The organism is Brevibacillus brevis (assembly GCF_001039275.2).
GTDB classification, from domain to species: domain Bacteria; phylum Bacillota; class Bacilli; order Brevibacillales; family Brevibacillaceae; genus Brevibacillus; species Brevibacillus brevis_C.
Genome location: NZ_CP030117.1, coordinates 1,216,837 through 1,234,921, shown reverse-complemented (window position 1 = coordinate 1,234,921; position 18,085 = coordinate 1,216,837). Strand labels below are relative to the sequence as shown.

At 47.8% G+C, this 18,085-nt stretch carries 19 protein-coding genes; 7 read left to right on the top strand and 12 right to left on the bottom strand.

All coding sequences use genetic code 11. The features are described 5' to 3' along the window. Nucleotides 1-21: 21 nt before the first annotated feature. The 6 genes from AB432_RS06475 to AB432_RS06450 form a co-directional block, all read right to left on the bottom strand. Nucleotides 22-1,059: a tripartite tricarboxylate transporter substrate binding protein gene (locus AB432_RS06475; RefSeq protein WP_048031539.1), complete on the bottom strand. Its 1,038-nt coding sequence runs from the start codon at nt 1,057-1,059 to the stop codon at nt 22-24. A 201-nt stretch (nt 1,060-1,260) separates the two neighbouring features. Beyond that, the gene (locus tag AB432_RS06470) at nt 1,261-2,328 is read right to left on the bottom strand and encodes an AbrB family transcriptional regulator (RefSeq protein WP_048031538.1); all 1,068 of its coding nucleotides are present in this window, start codon (nt 2,326-2,328) and stop codon (nt 1,261-1,263) included. Nucleotides 2,329-2,512: 184 nt separating this feature from the next. Next, entirely contained in the window at nt 2,513-3,385 is an 873-nt protein-coding gene (locus AB432_RS06465) for a LysR family transcriptional regulator (RefSeq protein ID WP_048031537.1), read from the bottom strand. A gap of 2 nt (nt 3,386-3,387) precedes the next feature. Continuing rightward, a complete protein-coding gene (locus AB432_RS06460; protein ID WP_048031536.1) occupies nt 3,388-4,089 on the bottom strand; it encodes a TerC family protein in 702 nt (233 codons plus the stop codon). Between the two features lie 103 nt (nt 4,090-4,192). Beyond that, entirely contained in the window at nt 4,193-4,489 is a 297-nt protein-coding gene (locus tag AB432_RS06455) for a hypothetical protein (RefSeq protein ID WP_217366671.1), read from the bottom strand. Nucleotides 4,490-4,526: 37 nt separating this feature from the next. Beyond that, entirely contained in the window at nt 4,527-4,748 is a 222-nt protein-coding gene (locus AB432_RS06450; RefSeq protein ID WP_016741710.1) for a hypothetical protein, read from the bottom strand. 170 nt (nt 4,749-4,918) lie between these two features. Between AB432_RS06450 and AB432_RS06445 the strand changes: the two genes are divergently transcribed. Further along, nucleotides 4,919-5,188 carry a hypothetical protein gene (locus AB432_RS06445; protein ID WP_048031534.1) on the top strand — a complete coding sequence of 90 codons (270 nt, stop codon included), beginning with the start codon at nt 4,919-4,921 and terminating at the stop codon, nt 5,186-5,188. Nucleotides 5,189-5,250: 62 nt separating this feature from the next. Here AB432_RS06445 and AB432_RS06440 read toward each other — a convergent pair whose 3' ends face one another. The 4 genes from AB432_RS06440 to AB432_RS06425 all read right to left on the bottom strand — a co-directional run bounded on the left by AB432_RS06440 (nt 5,251) and on the right by AB432_RS06425 (nt 9,523). Continuing rightward, complete coding sequence (locus AB432_RS06440; RefSeq protein WP_048035721.1) at nt 5,251-5,592, bottom strand: GRAM domain-containing protein; 342 nt, start codon at nt 5,590-5,592, stop codon at nt 5,251-5,253. Nucleotides 5,593-5,731: 139 nt separating this feature from the next. After that, nucleotides 5,732-6,268 carry a GNAT family N-acetyltransferase gene (locus AB432_RS06435; RefSeq protein ID WP_201265917.1) on the bottom strand — a complete coding sequence of 179 codons (537 nt, stop codon included), beginning with the start codon at nt 6,266-6,268 and terminating at the stop codon, nt 5,732-5,734. Between the two features lie 118 nt (nt 6,269-6,386). Then, entirely contained in the window at nt 6,387-8,366 is a 1,980-nt protein-coding gene (locus AB432_RS06430) for a methyl-accepting chemotaxis protein (protein ID WP_048031533.1), read from the bottom strand. Between the two features lie 206 nt (nt 8,367-8,572). Next, nucleotides 8,573-9,523: a 3-hydroxyacyl-CoA dehydrogenase family protein gene (locus tag AB432_RS06425; protein ID WP_048031532.1), complete on the bottom strand. Its 951-nt coding sequence runs from the start codon at nt 9,521-9,523 to the stop codon at nt 8,573-8,575. 202 nt (nt 9,524-9,725) lie between these two features. On the opposite strand from AB432_RS06425, the gene AB432_RS06420 reads away from it, so the two are divergent. Continuing rightward, nucleotides 9,726-10,427 (top strand): SDR family oxidoreductase, encoded by a 702-nt coding sequence (locus AB432_RS06420; protein ID WP_048031531.1) that lies wholly within the window; start codon nt 9,726-9,728, stop codon nt 10,425-10,427. Between the two features lie 28 nt (nt 10,428-10,455). Continuing rightward, nucleotides 10,456-11,223, top strand: coding sequence for an SDR family NAD(P)-dependent oxidoreductase (locus AB432_RS06415; protein WP_048031530.1), 768 nt, complete (start codon nt 10,456-10,458; stop codon nt 11,221-11,223). A gap of 63 nt (nt 11,224-11,286) precedes the next feature. On the opposite strand, the gene AB432_RS06410 is transcribed toward AB432_RS06415, so the two are convergent. Together AB432_RS06410 and AB432_RS06405 are read right to left on the bottom strand one after the other, a co-directional pair. Further along, a complete protein-coding gene (locus AB432_RS06410; RefSeq protein ID WP_048031529.1) occupies nt 11,287-12,708 on the bottom strand; it encodes a SpoVR family protein in 1,422 nt (473 codons plus the stop codon). 133 nt (nt 12,709-12,841) lie between these two features. After that, nucleotides 12,842-13,024: a hypothetical protein gene (locus AB432_RS06405; RefSeq protein ID WP_048031528.1), complete on the bottom strand. Its 183-nt coding sequence runs from the start codon at nt 13,022-13,024 to the stop codon at nt 12,842-12,844. 371 nt (nt 13,025-13,395) lie between these two features. Between AB432_RS06405 and AB432_RS06400 the strand changes: the two genes are divergently transcribed. The 4 genes from AB432_RS06400 to helD all read left to right on the top strand — a co-directional run bounded on the left by AB432_RS06400 (nt 13,396) and on the right by helD (nt 18,081). Then, entirely contained in the window at nt 13,396-13,770 is a 375-nt protein-coding gene (locus AB432_RS06400; RefSeq protein WP_048031527.1) for a DUF423 domain-containing protein, read from the top strand. Nucleotides 13,771-13,913: 143 nt separating this feature from the next. Then, the gene (locus AB432_RS06395; RefSeq protein WP_048031526.1) at nt 13,914-14,759 is read left to right on the top strand and encodes an arylamine N-acetyltransferase; all 846 of its coding nucleotides are present in this window, start codon (nt 13,914-13,916) and stop codon (nt 14,757-14,759) included. 79 nt (nt 14,760-14,838) lie between these two features. Continuing rightward, nucleotides 14,839-15,462, top strand: a complete 624-nt coding sequence (locus AB432_RS06390; RefSeq protein WP_048031525.1) for a DUF6143 family protein — start codon at nt 14,839-14,841, stop codon at nt 15,460-15,462. Between the two features lie 258 nt (nt 15,463-15,720). Next, complete coding sequence (gene helD, locus AB432_RS06385; RefSeq protein ID WP_048031524.1) at nt 15,721-18,081, top strand: RNA polymerase recycling motor HelD; 2,361 nt, start codon at nt 15,721-15,723, stop codon at nt 18,079-18,081. Nucleotides 18,082-18,085 lie beyond the last annotated feature (4 nt).

Sequence of the window (18,085 nt, the reverse complement as noted above, 5' to 3'; positions counted from 1 at the left end):
TCCATCCCCCATCAAACCTTTTTATTTTGCCATTCCGAGCAAGCTCAGGATTTCCTTGAACATTTTTTCTTGCTCACCCAGGTAGCTCTTGAAGTCTGCACCGTTTTTGTAGCCATCGTCCCAGCCGTTTGCTTCCAGCTCTGCTTTCCACTCAGGAGTCTCTGTCATGGCTTTCAATTTTTGCTCCCAGTAAGCAACAGCATCTGGTGTCATGTCTTTTGGTCCAAATACACCGCGCCAGTTGATCAGCTCCGTGTCATAACCGGATTCTTTATACGTCGGGATGTCCTTGAACATTCCTTTCAAGCGCTCCGGGGAAGAAACACCCAAGATTCTTACTTTGCCGGATTTCAAGTATTCACCCGAACCGGATACATCTGTAGCCAGTACGTCAGCATTGCCACCCAAGAGAGATGCGATCGCTTCTCCACCGCCATCGTAAGAGATGTATTTCACTGATTTCGGATCAATTCCCGCTTTTACAGCTGGCATCAAAAAGGTCAAGTGATCAAGCGAGCCAGGAGCAGAACCGCCTGCAACCGTTACTTTGGTTGGATCAGCTTTGATTGCATCCATTAACGATTTCAGATCCTTGTATGGAGAATCGGCTGCTACTACGATCGCGCCGTAATCTTTCGTCAATTGTGCCAACGGAGTCATATCATTGTAGGAATGCGGGCTGTTTCCTTCTTTTTTCACATTGTTGATGACGATTGGTGTAGAGGGAAGCAAGAGCTTATAGTTGTTTTTCTTGTCCTGCGTTACGAAATCAGCCAAACCTACTGCCTGTCCGCCACCTGGCTTGTTTTCGACGGAGATCGTCTTGTCTACCAGCTTCGTTGCTGACATCACCTTTGCGAGAGAACGCGCTGTTTTATCCAAACCACCGCCTGCCCCAGACGGAGCGATAACCGAGATCGGTTTTTCCGGATAGGTAGAAGCTCCTCCAGAGGATGCTGTCTGCCCACCGCCGCCGCCTCCACAGGCTGCGAGGCTAAGTGCCATTGCCGTAGTGAGGAGTACTCCGGTCCACTTTGTCCATTTGTTTGATTTTTTCATTTTTATAACCCCCTCGATTGATAGCGTTTTCAAATAAGTTAAGGAGATCATAGCATCAGATGAAAACGCTTCCTAGTTTGTTCAGATAATTTGGATAAACACCATATTTACGATTATTTTCATTTTTTTCACGCCAAAAAGACCTGCCGTTCCGGTCAGGGAACGTACAGGCCTTGCCATAGATTCGACTGTAAAACTTCGTCAGGCGCTGGTCTCCTTTGGCTGTTTGATCCTGCTGTGGCGGTTCGTCCATACACGAGCGCCGAAGGAAAACAACGTCAGGACAAGAACTAAACGAAACAGATGAAACGCTGTCACTAAGATCGGATCGGCACCTGTCGCCAAGGCAGTCAAACTCATCTCGGCGAGTCCACCTGGCACCGTAGCCAGAATCGCGGTCACGATATCGGTAGCCGTCACGTAAGAAATGCCGATGGCAAGCGCAATCACCATGACGAACAAGAACAGGGAATGCATGAGACCGAACAGAAAGAATCGACGGTTTTTGGCGATGTCCTCTCGTTTGAAGCCAAGACCGATGCTGACCCCGATGAATATTTGCGCCCCTTGGACTAAGATGCTTGGCAACGCAGGACTCTCTCCCACAAGCGATGTATTCATCGAAATCAAAGCGGTCACGAGCAAGGCACCTAGCAAGAACGGAGCGGGTATATAACAGCGTGACGCAATCAACGCTCCAATGACACCAGCCACAAGAATCATGACTGTCTGCCCAATCCCCAGCATGTGTTCTGTAGTAGCTGGCTGTATGGCAGCATGAGTAGGTAGAAATGTCACAAGATAAGGAGTGCAAAGCACGACGCTGATCGCACGAATCGAGTGGAAAATCGTGATGACTTGTTGATTTCCTCCAGCCGTTTGCCCCACCGACACCATTTCCGATAATCCGCCGGGAATGTTACTGAAGATCGCCGTTATTCCGTCTACTCGGCAGACCTTATAAAATATCCAAGCGTTTACCAAACTGATTAAGATGGTCAAAATCGTGGTGATGAGCATCAAACCGATGTGCCCTGTCATCGTATCGACGATTTCTGGTGTCATTCGCAGACCAAGGGTAATCCCAATCACTGTCAAGCCTGCTTGACGAAACCATCGGGGAATCCAAAGATTTTTGACCCCAAGCATATTACAAATAACCGTGGTGACTAATGCTCCGAGCAGCCAAGGAAGTGGACTGTGGATGGTAGCAAACAGCCAGCCTCCCAGTGATCCGAGCAGCAATGTAAACAGAATGCGTAACAGCATAAGCGTTCCCTCTCCTACTCTCCGACGTTGTATGAAGCTTCTAGGGTGGGGGTACACCTAGTGTAAAACAATTGTTCTCGCAGCAAAAATACAAAATGGTTATCGTTAGCGATTCCTTGAATGAATACTAAAAAAACTGCTGGCTCCAAGATCAGAGAGTTCCCAGCAGTTCCTTTTTCCTTGCTTAATCGAGAAATGTTATCTCACCCTGCTCCATGAAGCGTACAAATGCCTTGACCATTTGCAAGTCCATTGAGTCCGCATGATAAAACATCCAGGTGCTTCGCCTGATCGGCTCCCCTTCTGCTGTGGTCAGCTCAATCATGTGCAGATCGTCTTTGCCATTGAGCACGCCTCGTGGAAGGATGGCGTACCCCAAACCGTTTGCTACCATTTCACTGCATGTATCCGCCTTGTCGACCTCCATGCCGATCAGCGGGGGTTGGGAAAATCGTTCGGTCCACCAGTTGTCTACTAACGCCTGCAGCATCGGATCGGTCTCGTAGTCGATTCGCGGCAGGGTGGGCAGGTCGTCGATATGAATAGGTTCCGTGGAAACGACATAGACAGATTCCTCGAACAGCAAGTGCTTTTGGTCGGACCAGTTGTAGCTTCCCCGGACGAAGCCTACGTGCACGTCCTGATTATACACGGACTTGTAGACGTCTTTGCTCCATCCGGTCATCACCTTGTACTCGACGTTTGGATAGGCTTCCTTGAACTTTTTCAAGATCATCGGGAGCTTGTACCGTGCAAAATAGTTGGATACCCCCAGCCTGAGCGTACCATTGACCTCTTCTCCCATGTTCAAGACATGCTCCTTGATATTGCGCAGTCTGAGGAGCATTTCATCCGCGCATTTGGCCAAATACTCGCCTTGAGGAGTGAAATGAACGCCTCTACTCCCCCGTTGCACGATCTGTACGCCAAACTCTTTTTCAATCTGCCGTAGCCGTTTGGTCAGAGCAGGCTGGGACAAATACAAGCTTTCGGCTGTTTTCGTGATGTTTTGTTCCTGGTACAAGGTTTGGAGAATGTACCAATCGCGATATTCCATAGCTATAGTGTCTCCGCATGATTATTTGTCACTTCTTTATTTATCACATTTTTCTCCTTCCTTTTCAAATAGTTTCCAATCACAATCACCAGAAGTGCCAATGCTACCGGCAAAATCATATGCAACGAAGGCATTACCCCCTCCAGGAAGCTGCCAACTGCTTTGTCTCCTACAATCATTTCTCCTGCTGTATATCCGAGCAAAGCCGCCCCCAACAATACGATGATGGGAAAACGGTTCATCAGCTTCATCAGCAACTGACTTCCCCAAATGATGAGCGGAATGCTGATGGCAAGACCGATGATGACCAAAACCAGGTTCCCGTTTGCTGCTCCAGCTACGGCAATGACATTGTCCAGACTCATAATCAGATCGGCAAAAATAATGGTTTTGAGTGCCTCAACAAAACTCGCTCCCCCACCAATGTGACTGTCCTCCTCTTCACCTTTTAACAGCTTGACCGCAATCCAGATGAGCAAAAGTCCTCCAACGACTTGGACAAACGGGATTTTCAACAGCCAGATGGCAATGAAGGTAAGGATGATCCGCAGTCCAATTGCACCGAAGCTCCCCCAAAAAGTGGCTTTTTTCTGTAGCTCTGGACTCAGGTTCCGACAGGCAAGAGCAATAACGACTGCATTGTCTCCACTCAGGACCAGGTTGATCATAATGATTTGTAGTAAGCTAAGTAAGTAATCTGTCATGATGTCTCCCTCCAATATTGCTGATATTGACAATAATAGACCTATCTTTTCGTTAGCGCAGTATTATTTCTATTATTTGCATATATTTTTTTTGAAAGACCGGCTACTTCTTGTATCCATACACAGAAAAATCCGCCCGTACTTTTCGAATCGCTAGCCAAACCGGCAATCCTCTCGCTACCCAGCGCAGGGCAGACATAATATTTTGTTCATTTTCAAACTGCTCGACGATGATGACGGTCTTTTCATTGATGTATGTCTGTAGCTCCTCCCAGCCCATTGCCGAATAGCGGTCATTTCCATACGTTTTCAGCGCCAAAAAGTCTTCGCGTTTTGGGTCCTTCAGTTGGAGGAGATGTTGAATGGCTCTCGCACATTCGGGATGAATGGTATTATTCATGATGTCATGCCTCACTTTGGTACGGGATGACTTTATGTTAAACGATTGCAGCAAGCTTCGCACGCAAATAAAAAAGGCCATCATCACTTTGGTAGGATAACGACCTTTTGTGTTTCTGTTGATTCAGTTTTTCTGCTCGAGTCTTCGTCGTCCGTTGTCTCATGTCAGCAAAAGCGAAAATGCTTCTGTTTAGCTCTGGGTTTCTTTTGCCTTCACGGGCCAGCTTTTCGCGTTGCTTGCGTGCTGCGCTTTTTGCCATAAGTCACTCACTCCTCTTTGACGGCTTACTACCATGATTACCGTCCTTGGTGTTATCATAGAACGCTTCCTGTCTGGTTGCAATGAAAATAGTAAAATCGCCTACAACTCTTGTCCATTCCTTTTTCTACCCCCTGAATAGGATAGTTTGACAGGAGGTGTTGAGACTCGATGCAAAAGAAAAGAATCACGGCGAGACGCGTAGAAAACCAAGTTTATTCCAATCGGGTTCTGCGCTCTGAATTCGATCGCAACTGGCGTACAGTAATCTCCAGAAGTGGTTACGTTATTTATATTGCAACAGCGAATCGAGCAAAAATAACTGTACTGCTTTCAAATGGATCTAGGAAATTGCTCATCTTCAGACAAGGTGGAAGAGTATTGGTAGGCGGTGGGGGTACCAGTCATTATAGCAAACCACACATTGCAAAGGACTTGTAAGATGTGGGAATCGCCCTGCTCAGTATTGCGTGTGACAGGGCGTTTTTCATGGAGCGGATCGCTTACCTCGTCTTAATAATCACCGTCATTTTTTGCTTCATCTTTGTATCCTGAATCCTTCCGATGATCTCCGCTCGCTTCCATACAACAAATTTATGCTCTTGCCCGTTATGCAGCTTGATCTTCATTCCGTTTGGGATCACGAATAGCGTATTCCGCTTTTCAACTGCCGCAATATCATTCAAGCTTAATTCGAGAGGTTGTGTTTGAATATTGAAACTGTGTGGTTGAAAATAGAGTCTTTCACTCGTAATCGTTAACTTCCCACCTACTCCTTCCATTCCTCTGAATAGGTTTGCCGCTATATTCTCTTGTACGATCGATTCGTTTCGCCTGAGTTCCATTGTTTCCTTTTCCCCTCCGACATACGATTCCGTTTTTTTCACGAATTGGTAGGCACTTCATATTACCATAACTAGGAATAAAGAAACACAGTAGATGGCTTCAACGATCTACTGCGGTTCTTTTCATTAACAATCCTACCTATTCAAAAAAAGCACTGGGGTATTCAACAACGCCCGAGATATGAGCCAAGGCATTTTCTTGCAGCTCCAAAGCCATAAATACTTCATCCGGTACGTCGAAAGGTGCTTTTATTCCCCATCGGGATGCTTTTTGGAAGCCAAACTTCGGGTAATATTCGGGATGGCCGAGGACAACAACAGATTGGTATCCCAGTTCTTTGGCTTTTTGGAGGGCTTCGAGAATTAATTTCTTTCCTATGCCTTTGCTTTGGTAATCGGGCAAGACAGACACTGGAGCAAGTGCAAGTGACTCTATGCTCTGATTGTCATTGCAGATGTGTACTTTTGAAAAAAGAATATGTCCCAAGATCGCTTGATTCTCTTCATCAATCGCGACGAGAGATAACGTGGGGATAAATGCATCCGATTTTCTGATGCGAGACACCAATTCATGTTCTTTGTGATCGGTGAACTCTGCATTCGCGAATGCACTTTTTACGACTTGTTCAGTAACGGAATAATCATCTACCTGTTCTATTCTGATCATCGTGTTCATCGTTCACATCTCCTCATTCCATATCGCTTGTATTGCCCATATGTTATCACATCTATATGGCAAAGCGCCCTGCTCGTATGCCTGGAGACAGGGCGCTTCGTTTGTGTAAAGACGCAGGTTAATAGGTAAACTTATTGATCAAAACTTTCAGCTCTTCCGCCAATGACGACAAGGATTGAGCGGAGGTTGAGATCTCTTGCATGGAGGCGAGCTGCTCTTCGGTAGAGGCTGCTACTTCCTCGGCTGTTTCGGCATTGCTTTTCGCAATGGTGACGAGCACATTGGCTGTCGCGGTTACTTCCTGAACAGCAGCCAAGATTTGCTGTGCGATCATGGAAACCTCTGCGATATGTGGATTGGTCAGTCTGGTGCTCTCCATGATGCCTTCAAACTTGTGAATCGTCTCCTCGGAAACGTTCAAACCTGCTGCAACATCCAGTCTGACTTTTTCCATATTGTCGACGGATTGCTTGGTTTCCCGTTGAATCTCTGTGATCAATTCAGAAATTTGCTTGGCCGACAATTGTGATTGCTCAGCCAACAGGCGCACCTCTGTAGCAACAACTGCAAAGCCTTTACCATGCTCACCAGCCCGCGCCGCCTCAATCGCTGCATTCAATGCGAGCAAATTCGTCTGCTGGGCAATTCCACTGATGACATCCGAGATCGTGCCGATTTCTTTCGAACGATCATAGAGTGATTTGGTCATGCGGTCCGACTGTTCTACCGATTCATGAATCGACTTCATTTGACCCATGACTTGAGCGACAAAGTTGCCTCCTTCTTCTGCCTGAACCGTTGTTTGCTGAGCAGTATCTGACAACACATTAACACTCTCTACAATCCGTGTGACCCCTTCCGAAATGTCCTGCAATGAACGAACATTTTGGTCGATTCCGCTCGTTTGTTGTTCCGCGCTGCCAGCTACGTCCTGAACAGAAGTCGTTACATGCTCGGTTGCAATGCTCGTCTGCTGCGCACTCGCAGTTAATTGCTCCGAAGACGCCGCTACTTGCTCTGCCCTGGCCTCAACATCGGAAATGAGCGCACGAAGGTTATCCTGCATCGTGTTAAACGCATGACCAAGCTCACCGATTTCGTCAGTTGACCGCACTTTAATCGGGTCAGTCAAAATACCTTGGCTCACTCTGACCGCGTGTACCTTCACTTCCTGAATGGACTGGAGAAGGGAACGCAGTACAGCTGCTACAATGAGTCCTCCCAGCAGCAAGCAGATCGTGATCGTCCAAAACGTTTGTGCGAAAATCGGCTGTGCAGCATCCTCAATCTCTGACAGGTACATCGACCCGGCAATTTTCCAGCCTGTAGCCGGATTCGTCACATAGTAAATCTGTTTCGGGATGCTTTGCTCCTCGTATTGGAATTGACCTGTTTCCCCTTGGTACATATTGTCGTAAAAACTCTCTTGTGCCAGCGTTCCTGCCTGATTTTCCGGATGGACGACATACTTCTTATTGCTGTCCACTACGATGACATCTCCATCGGAACCGATGCTGACTGAGTTTGCCAGTTGTTTGATCTGTTCAATCCCGACGGTAATGCAGATAACCCCTGCGCCATCCTCCGTCGTTCTCGCTACCGCTACTAAAACCTCGCCGGATACCGCCGAAATATATGGCTCCGTTACGACGACAGTCCCCTTGTTTTCCATCGCTCTTTTGTACCAGTCTCTCGTCCGCGGATCAAACCCTGCCTGTACTTCTTGCCTAGGAGCGCGGAAGTACTGTCCGTCAACCGTTCCCACACTGATACTGGACGCTTCCGCATGCATACCCATATACATATCCAGATGATGCATGATTTCTTCTTGGACATCAGTTGATTTCACGCCAGGTGTGATATCTTTTGCCAAATAGTCAGCATCCTTCTTTTTGCCCTCAAACGTACTGCTGACGATGGAGTTGACCAAATCGACGTTTTCGTTGGCGCTGTCCATGATCTGTTTGTCAATTTCTTGTTTCGCTTGATTGTAAGCCAGGCTTCCAACGACAAGGGAAGGGACTAACAGAATCAAGAGAAATGTGATGATGAGCTTGGTTCGATAGCTTCGAAACCAATTTCGCAAGTTAACTTTCACTTCATTTCATCTTCTTTCTAAGTTGTATTTGGATAAACGTTTCATGTTGGTGAAGTCCTAATTTTTTATATCGGTAACGAAGGAAGGTTCATTAAGTAAAAAAATATACAGAACTGTCATAGGTATAGAAAAAGCGGACCCTGAGGCCATAGAAAAACCGCCCTGCTTATGTATGACAGACAGGACGGTCGGTATTGGCTGACTATTTAGTAGCGAAATTTATTGATCATTGCCCTCATTTTCCCCAAGCGAATGAACTGTTCGTCACGTACACGAAGCTTTTCTGAGACAGACGTATCCTGATACGAGTAAATACCTGCTCCGGTCTTGGTGCCAAGCTTGCCTTCTGCTACTCGTTCCTCAATGATGGCGGGGGCTTTTGTCGAGGAATCCAGCTCTGGCGCCAGGTTATCCATCACACGCTTCCACGTATCGAGTCCACCAAAATCGGCCGTCTCAATAGGTCCGACAAAAGCCCAACGATAGCCAATGCCATCCTTCATCACCGTATCGATCTGGGCTGCATCTGCCACACCTTCTGCGAGCAAATGAAAAGCTTCTCTCATCAAGGCCGTTTGCAGACGATTGGCGATAAAGCCCGGTACATCCTTTTTCAGCAAAACTGGGGACTTCCCGATCTCTTCCATCAACTGCATCGTCTTGTGAACCACTTCCTGCGCGGTCTTCTCGTGCCTGACTACCTCGACCAACGGAACCAATTGGGCTGGATTGAAAAAATGTGTAATGATAAAGCGTTGTGGCGTAGTAGCTTTTTCGATCAGTCGCGCAATCGAAAACGTAGACGTATTGGAAGCAATAATCGCATCTGGCCTCGCGTATTGCTCCAGCTTTTCAAACAGCTCCCACTTCAGCTCGATGACTTCTGGTACCGCTTCTGTGATGACTTCTGCATCAGATACTGCCGCTCGCAAATCCGTGGTCAGGACGATTTGCTCTAGCGCTGCTACTCTAGATTGTTCTGCAATCACTCCCTCTGCAACCAGAAGGGAAAGGCTGTGCTCGATGCTAGCTCTCGCTTTCATCAAAAACGCTTCCTGCAAATCGTAAAGAGAAACACGAAATCCAGCCAATGCGTATAGCTGCGCGATTCCATGTCCCATAACACCTGATCCGATAACAGCCGCATGCTTTTCCATAGAATGAGCCTCCCAGGGGGGAAATAGGTTTACTAACAAAGCTTTCCACGATCAAATACCTAGTTCCTGCCCAACAAATTCCTACTACTTTTACTGAAATTCATTCCTAAGGCGCTTGTTGGGAAAAACAAATTTTTGTACCATTAAAATCCCATGCATGAACCCAATTCTTGGAATGCACGTTTCACATCTGGAGGTACACATGAAACTACTGAATAAAGTCGTAGTCATCACAGGAGCCAGTCGGGGATTAGGTCTTGAAATGGCAAATGTTCTGGCAAAAGAAGGAGCAATTGTTTGGGCAACCTCTCGATCCGCGCCTCCTCCCAACGAAATCGCACACGCTGAACCGGGAAGTGTGACGAATATACAGCTAGACGTGACAGACGAGCAAAGTGTCCTTGCTCTGTTTGCCCATGTACAAAGGTTATACGGGCGTCTAGATGTCCTCGTCAACAATGCAGGAGTCGGCGTGTTTAAGCCTGTTGAACAAACAAGCTTGGAAGAATGGGAGAATGTTTTCCGCACCAATGTAACCGGACTCTTTCTTTGCAGCCGTGAAGGATACAAGGTAATGAAAGCTCACGGAGGCCGAATCATCAATATCTCTAGTGTCTCAGGATATATTCCGATTGCGGACAACGGCGTTTATGGTGCTTCGAAATTTGCCGTCCAAGGCTTTTCCCAAATTTGCAATGAAGAGTGGAAAAACGACAATGTGAGGGTCTCTACCATTTTTCCCGGTGCCGTTCATACAAACATGACGGAGGACCGGCATTTTTTTGATCCGAGTGCGATGCTCGTACCAAAAGATGTGGCAGATACCGTGTTAGATATCGCCTCCCGTCCCCTCCACGTTCGAATCGATGAAGTCAAAATCCTTCCTCCTACAGGCATTCTCTAAATAACAGATGAATAAGGAGCGTTTACAAATGCAGCAAGTAGCAATGATCACAGGAGCAGGCAATGGGATCGGGGCCGCAGCAGCAAAGCTTTTGGCTCAGCATGGGGTCCATGTCGCTGTTCTTGATGTACAAGAAGAAAAGGCACAGTTAGTCGCCAAAGAAATCAAGCAGACAGGCGGTCAAGCCTTGCCCATTCGCTGTGATGTCGGCCAACGAGGGCAAGTTGAAGAAGCCATCCAGCTTGTGGAAGCTCATTTTGGGAATGTCACCATCTTGGTCAATAATGCAGGAGTAGGCGGTCCATTCCACCGAGTCGACGAAGTCTCCGATGAGGAATGGGATTGGATCATGAATACCAACCTGAAGAGTGTGTTCCTATTTTGCAGAAACCTGTTGCCCAAGATGAAAGAAAGGAACTACGGGCGGATCGTAAACATCGCTTCCATTCAGGGCTTGCTAGGCTCTGCACATTCATCCACCTACGTCGCTTCCAAACACGGCATGATCGGCTATACGAAAACAATCGCTGCCGAATGGGGAGAGCACGGGATTACTTGCAACGCCATCTGTCCGGGATATGTGGATACGGCGATGGGCGTACGGCCGGAGGATATTTCGGATTACATGAATCGGGTCATCGCCAAAAGCCCGGTGAAACGCGTAGCTCAGCCGATGGAAATCGCCCAGATGATTTATCATCTCGTCGGACCACATAGCGGGTACATCAACGGAGCGAGCATCACCATGGATGGCGGGATCAGCAGCCACATCGGGATTACGGATCAGTTGTCCTAGTTCGGACACGTAGAAAAAGCCGCACGCTCGGTCAGCTTCCACCGGGCATGCGGCCTTTTTTCCCTATAAAAAGCGGCGGTGCACTTTCTTACCGTCGTACGTAAACAACACTTGTCGATCCTCCACCATCGATTCCAGGTGAACGGATTTCCCCCACAAGGTATAGATGTAAGGCAATGTTTTTTCTACGTATTTGACATCCAGCTCCAGCCCTTCAAAATGATGCTTCAAGTACATCTCGCCGGAGCGTAAGTAATCCCCATCGTGCACGAGTACATAAGGGAATCCCCCGTTAACCCGTGTGCCCGCAAGACCATCGCGTACCTGTTCCCACTGCTTTTCCGCAACAACCCAGTCGTTGCCCTGCTTGCCGAACATATATAAATCCAGATCACTGACGAGGTCCTTGGTCAGGAAGTTGCGTATGAAGCTGATGTCGGACTCCAGCTCGCGCACCTCGAAAATTTTCGCGCGTCCCTCTCCTGGCTTGCGTCCGAAGCGCTCCTGCTCTTCCTTGGTCGGATTATCCCAGCGTTTTTCGATGTCCTCCAAAATTTTCAGACCCAAATGATACGGATTAATGCTCGTCGTCGAAGGCTGGATGACAGAGGAATGCAGCTTGGCAAACTCGATCGTCTCCGATTCTGTCAGCTCCATTTCCCGCAGGATGCGCATGTGCCAGTAGGTGGCCCACCCTTCGTTCATGATCTTCGTTTCCATCTGCGGCCAGAAATACAGCATCTCATCCCGAATGATCGTCAGCACATCCCGTTGCCAATCGTCCAGGATATTGCTGTATTCCATAATGAAGAGCAACAGGTCTTTTTCCGGCTCCGGCGGGAATTTGCGCGGTGCTTTTACCGGCTCGGCTTCCTCTTTTGCTTTGCGGTCCAATCCCCAGAGATCGTCATATGGGGATTGTCGTTCTTTCTTCGTCTTTTTGTTAGCTTCCTCGGGCTCTCGTTTCCAACGCAGCTTTGGACGCAGCAAGCTCGGATCGATATGCTCTTGAATTGCCAAGCTCGCATCGAGTAAATTCTCGACAGCATCCTTGCCGTACTCGATCTCATACTGGCGAATTCGCTCTCCGCTGGCCGCCATGCTCTCGACCATATCCCGATTCGTGTTGGAGAAGCGCACATTGTTTTTGAAAAAGTCGCAGTGAGCAAGGACGTGAGCCACAATGAGCTTGTTTTGGATCAAGGAATTGCCGTCCAAAAGAAACGCGTAACAAGGATTGGAATTGATGACGAGCTCGTAGATTTTGCTCAGATTCAGGTCATATTGCAGTTTCATTCTGTAGAAGGACTTCCCAAAACTCCAATGAGAAAATCGTGTCGGCATTCCATACGCGCCAAATGTATAAATGATGTCAGACGGGCATATCTCGTATCGCATCGGGTAAAAATCGAGATTGAACCCTTTGGCGATCTCGGTAATTTCATCAATGGATCGCTCCAGTTCTTTTCGCTCGTCGTTGGTCAAATCGTTTCGCCTCCCCCTTTTGCCGTCGGTCTACTTTATGTATATGGGGGACCGCACTAAAAGACGCCATCGTTCCGAAGAAAAAAGGCATCCCCGGCCGGAGACACCCTTGATTTGTTTTTCATCGTGCTACTTAACCCTTGAACCAGTCGCGTACACCAGAATAAATAAGAGCTCCCGCGAATACGACCACAGCAATCAGACCAACTCCATCTACCAGCGGGTCCAATCCACTTAGGAAGGAACCTTCCAACGGCGCTTTCAGCAATGCGTAACCACCGAGGAGACCTCCAACGTTGGAAATCCATTTGTTCATATTACGTCACCTCCCGTCGCAGCAGCCTGTAAGCGTTGCCACTGCGATACTTTACTCTATGTCGGAGGTTGACAAGCGGTCTGTACGGTAGTCCAAGGCGTGTTCACCAAATTATAATTGGGCTTTAGCGGTTGTTCAAAAAAATCGACTTTTGATCACGAAGTAATTCTGCATGCATATTCGACATCGAAAGTGACGTTCACCTTCAAAGTCCGGTGCTCATGTAGGATGCCTAACACTCCGCTCCTCCTTCTTCAGGTTCTCGCCACTTTCTCGATGCTGAAAAGTCGACTTTTTGAACTTGGATTTTTACGTTAAAATAGAGAACAGACAAATCGTACAGGTTATGCGAAAAAAGGAGTGACGCACTCATGAAGCTGTTTTTGATGCTTGGCAGTATCAGTGGATTTCTTTCGGTTGCGTTAGGAGCATTCGGAGCACATGCACTGAAGGAAAAACTGGACGCCTATTCGCTGGGCATTTTCCATACGGGCGTGACCTATCAGACGACACATGCGCTGGCTCTCGTGCTGGTTGCCCTGTTACTCAAATGGTACCCGGATTCATCTGGCCTCGTCTGGGCAGGCTGGTGCTTTGCAGCCGGAACCTTGATCTTCTCCGGCAGTCTCTACACGCTGGCGATGACAGGAATTAAGGTTCTCGGTGCGATTACGCCGATTGGCGGAGTTTTGTTCCTCGTTGGATGGGCGCTGCTTGCGATTCATGCTTGGAAAGCCGTATCGTAGATAAAAGCTTGCAAAAGGTTGGGAATTCATTCCCAACCTTTTTACTTTACTCGCCAACCTTTCTCTACATCGTTCACTTTCCTGCTAAAATGAGGTGTCTAAATTTTTCTATAAATACTACTAATGTTAGGGGGCTAAAAGATATGAAAATTCTTCCCTATTGGGCAAAGACATATTTGCACAGGCTCGGATTAAAACAAGAAGAAGCAAGTCTTCCTTACCTATCCGCATTGTGCCGTGCTCATTTACAAACGTTTCCCTACGAAAACGTGAGCAAACTCCTCTCTTACTACTTTCACAAAAACAGTTGCGTTCCTACTCCTTCTGCCTTCATAGAAAATGCTGTGCGCCACAATTTCGGCGGAACCTGCTATGCCAATAATGCAAGCTTTTTGGCTTTGCTACACCTGCTTGGTTTTAATGGCTATCTCGTCTCGCTCGCTGACGAACACGCGGCAATAATAATTACAGATCTTTTGGAATCTTCTTATCCACTGTATGTGGACATTGCGGCAGCGGCCCCCTTATTTCAGCCTGTCCCTTTTACATCTGATCCTCTCTACCAATCTTCCTTTGGCTACGAATCAGTCCTGATTGCGCCTGATCCTGCCGATCCACACCGTTATCGTTTTCGTCGCATGCGACATCAACTGTTGGTAAACGATAGCTGGCACTTCGATCCGACACAAAAACGTGAGCTTTCCGATCTAGCACCAGCCATCGCCCGATCCTTTCAGCCTGATGCTACTTTCTTAACATGCCTGCGTATCCATATGTATCAACTCTCGCAAAAACGATGTTTATCACTGAAAAACAATTCCCTGTTCATCCTGTACGAAAACGGTGAAGACCAAAAACTGCGTCTCCGCTCTATCGACGAGTTAGAAGTTGTTGTCACACGCGAATTCGGATTGCCTCGACTTCCAGTCCGCGAAGCCGTTACTATCCTCGCTGATGCTGGTATCGATGTGTTCGCTGACAAGTCCTGATGGCTTCCTGACACCCTCCATGGACGATTGCCATATGCTGTAGAGTTAGCAGTTACCCCACTCACAAGGAGAGGAAATCATGACGAAGCCCTCCTATACACGCCCCTCTTACTTTTATGGAGGAATACCTGATGTCTACATGCAGATGGGGTACTATCCGTTTCCCACTCCTTCTGCTACGGAACAACTGAGTCGGAGTGTTCACATTCCGTATGCGATGTCGATGGCTGATCAATGTAAATACTTCATGGGGCAATCGGAAAAAATGATCGTAGGCGACGGGGCTATCGGGATTGCTAGCTTGTCGAATCCATTACGCTCCGGTGTTCATTTATTTGTCCATCACTGGATGATCACCAATCCATCCCCGCACCCGATAGAAGCACATTTCTTGTTTGGTAAAGCCGCCTCTCTCACAGGTACAACTCTCTCACGACAAGTGACTTCTGGTTATGTTCAACTCCCCGCTTGTCCCGTCGCCCAAGGGCAACTTTTGCATGGCACTGGTATGGCGGATACCTTTTCTGATCACATTCACACCGCCACGCGAATCATTCCGACGTCCTCCACCGTTGAGGCGACCCCTGGCGGACAGTGGATTCTCGGACCAGGAATGGCGCTCGTCGTTCGCGTCCCAAACGCAGGTGAGAAGACATCCTTTTCCTTTTCAATAGACTGGTGGGAACAACCCGTATATGGGTAGCTCTCACTGGAATGCTTGACGGACAAGTATAGCCGCAACAAAACAAAAAAGGGAACCCCCAAAGGAGTTCCCTGTCATTTCACTTTGTATTTTTCCTACACCATGTTGAAAAGCCAATTTTCACGTGATACAATGAGAATTGGTCTGTTGGTCAATTGTTAATATGTATCTATTTTATCTCCAATATAATAGTACCACATTCACTTTCGATTGTCAAACCATCAGATCAAAAATGGGGAACGAAAAAGGAGCGGTACCATGAGCGTGACTGATCAAGATCGGCAAAACGAACAACAACGTGTTGAACAAGTCATCTCAGAGATAAAGAACCGAATAGATGACCTCAAAGAGCATGTGAATGTCGTGAGCGAGGATATCATCGGAATTCGCAAGCATTTTTGGGACGACGTGACAGTCAACTTCGAAGATGCCATCGAAGCTGTCGAGACTTACGCCAGTATCAAGCAGCAAGCGGAAGTCCTTTCCGAGCGTGAACGCATCCATCGCCATGCCCAAAATCAGTTGCGTACACTACAGCGATTGTTGCACTCTCCCTATTTTGGCAGGATTGATTTTCAGGAAAAGCATGAATCGAGGCCAGAATCCATCTATCTCGGCATTGCTTCCTTGCTGGATAAAAACGACGAGGAGTTTCTCGTCTACGACTGGCGCGCACCGATCTCCAGTCTGTATTACGACTACTCGCCGGGACCAGCAGAGTACAATACCCCAAGTGGAAGCGTAAATGGAGAGATTACGTGCAAAAGACAATACATCATTCGCGACGGCAGATTGCTGCACCTGTTCGATACGGGCGTAACGATTGGCGACGAGCTACTTCAGGAGGTACTCGGCAAACAGGCTGACTCCCAGATGAAAAGCATCGTGGCCACGATTCAACGGGATCAAAACCGCATCATCCGCAATGAACGCAGCCGACTCGTCATCGTCTCCGGAGCTGCCGGTAGCGGAAAAACGTCTGCGGCACTGCAACGAATCGCTTATTTGTTATACCGTTATCGCAAGACATTGACCGCGGAGCAAATCGTCTTGTTCTCGCCAAACTCTTTGTTTAACAGCTACGTCTCCACCGTTCTTCCTGAGCTTGGCGAGGAAAATATGCAGCAAACGACTTTTCAGGAATACGCGGAGCATCGTCTCGGTGACGACTTTCGCCTGGAAAACCCGCTTGAACAGATGGAGTATGTACTGACAGCAAATGATCAGCCTGGATACGAGGCGCGACTGCAAGGAATCCGTTTCAAATCAAGCGCCTTGTTTTTGCAGGCCATGGATGAATACGCGAATAGCCTGAAACAATCTGGTATCATATTTCGCCCCGTTCCATTTAGAAATCAGACGCTAATCAGTGCGGCTCACATCCATGAGCTGTTTTATGCTCTCGATACGAGTCTGCCGATCCCCAACCGAATGGTACTCGTTGCGAAATCACTGCTGACAGAGCTGAAAAAACTGGAACAGCGCGAACGATCAAAACCATGGGTAGAAAATGAAATGGAGCTGCTTGACCGAGACGCTTATGTAGCTGCCTATCAATCGCTGCGCCGCAAAAAGCAGTTTCGAGAGGATACCTTCGATGACTTCGAACGCGAGCAGGAGCTCTTAGCCAACTGGATCGTCAAAAAGCAGTTTCAGCCACTGCGCGATTTTATCCGGGAACTTCAATTTATTGATACGCGCGCGATTTACCGCCAGCTCTTCTTGTCACCTGACTTGCTCGGGACGCTTGCGCCAACCACTCTCCAACACGAAGTATTGGACAATTGGCCCGCAGTGTGCGAACAGACAGCAGAGCGTTTAGAACAACAATATTTGGCATGTGAAGACATCCCTCCTTATTTGTATTTGCAGGAACGTTTGGAGGGCAAGCAGACGAACAACCTCGTCCGTCATGTCTTTCTCGATGAAGCCCAAGACTACTCGGCCTTTCAGTTCGCTCTCATCAAGAGCTTGTTTCCCCGTGCCAAAATGACGGTGCTGGGAGACTGGAATCAGGCGATTTACGCCCATGCGTATCAGCAGAATAGCTTTGAGGCTGTCGCTTCCCTGTTTGAGCCTGAAGAGACGGAGACCTTCGTCCTGACCAAAAGCTACCGCTCCACCTATCCCATCGTCTTGTTTACACGACAACTTTTGCGAAACGGGGATATGATTGAGCCTTTTATGCGCGACGGTCGCTTGCCAACTCTAACCAAAGTGACATCACCTCAAGCTCATGCCGATCAAATCGAAGCACGCATACGTGAGCTCGCTGATCGTGGTCATCAGACGATCGCTGTTATCACCAAAACGCTAGAGGAAGCCCACGTCGTTCATGACGCTTTGCAAGAGAGATTGCCGATTCGCTTGATCAAGCCCGCTACTCTTTCCTTTGAGAAAGGAATCTTGATCATTCCCTCTTATTTGGCAAAAGGGGTCGAGTTCGATGCCGTCATCCTTTATGATGCTTCTGCCACATGCTATGGCGAAGAAAGTGAGCGCAAGCTTTTTTACACAGCATGTACACGTGCCATGCACGAGCTGCACCTTTACTATTCGGGTGAAAAAAGTCCATTTTTAGATAACGTTTCTCCTGAGTATTACGAGCTGTTTGTTTAAAAAA

Coding starts and splice junctions, on each gene's coding strand:
- AB432_RS06475 (WP_048031539.1), bottom strand. CDS start 1,059: ATGAAAAAATCAAACAAATGGACAAAGTGGACCGGAGTACTCCTCACT.
- AB432_RS06470 (WP_048031538.1), bottom strand. CDS start 2,328: ATGCTGTTACGCATTCTGTTTACATTGCTGCTCGGATCACTGGGAGGC.
- AB432_RS06465 (WP_048031537.1), bottom strand. CDS start 3,385: ATGGAATATCGCGATTGGTACATTCTCCAAACCTTGTACCAGGAACAA.
- AB432_RS06460 (WP_048031536.1), bottom strand. CDS start 4,089: ATGACAGATTACTTACTTAGCTTACTACAAATCATTATGATCAACCTG.
- AB432_RS06455 (WP_217366671.1), bottom strand. CDS start 4,489: ATGAATAATACCATTCATCCCGAATGTGCGAGAGCCATTCAACATCTC.
- AB432_RS06450 (WP_016741710.1), bottom strand. CDS start 4,748: ATGGCAAAAAGCGCAGCACGCAAGCAACGCGAAAAGCTGGCCCGTGAA.
- AB432_RS06445 (WP_048031534.1), top strand. CDS start 4,919: ATGCAAAAGAAAAGAATCACGGCGAGACGCGTAGAAAACCAAGTTTAT.
- AB432_RS06440 (WP_048035721.1), bottom strand. CDS start 5,592: ATGGAACTCAGGCGAAACGAATCGATCGTACAAGAGAATATAGCGGCA.
- AB432_RS06435 (WP_201265917.1), bottom strand. CDS start 6,268: ATGAACACGATGATCAGAATAGAACAGGTAGATGATTATTCCGTTACT.
- AB432_RS06425 (WP_048031532.1), bottom strand. CDS start 9,523: ATGGAAAAGCATGCGGCTGTTATCGGATCAGGTGTTATGGGACATGGA.
- AB432_RS06420 (WP_048031531.1), top strand. CDS start 9,726: ATGAAACTACTGAATAAAGTCGTAGTCATCACAGGAGCCAGTCGGGGA.
- AB432_RS06415 (WP_048031530.1), top strand. CDS start 10,456: ATGCAGCAAGTAGCAATGATCACAGGAGCAGGCAATGGGATCGGGGCC.
- AB432_RS06405 (WP_048031528.1), bottom strand. CDS start 13,024: ATGAACAAATGGATTTCCAACGTTGGAGGTCTCCTCGGTGGTTACGCA.
- AB432_RS06400 (WP_048031527.1), top strand. CDS start 13,396: ATGAAGCTGTTTTTGATGCTTGGCAGTATCAGTGGATTTCTTTCGGTT.
- AB432_RS06395 (WP_048031526.1), top strand. CDS start 13,914: ATGAAAATTCTTCCCTATTGGGCAAAGACATATTTGCACAGGCTCGGA.
- AB432_RS06390 (WP_048031525.1), top strand. CDS start 14,839: ATGACGAAGCCCTCCTATACACGCCCCTCTTACTTTTATGGAGGAATA.
- helD (WP_048031524.1), top strand. CDS start 15,721: ATGAGCGTGACTGATCAAGATCGGCAAAACGAACAACAACGTGTTGAA.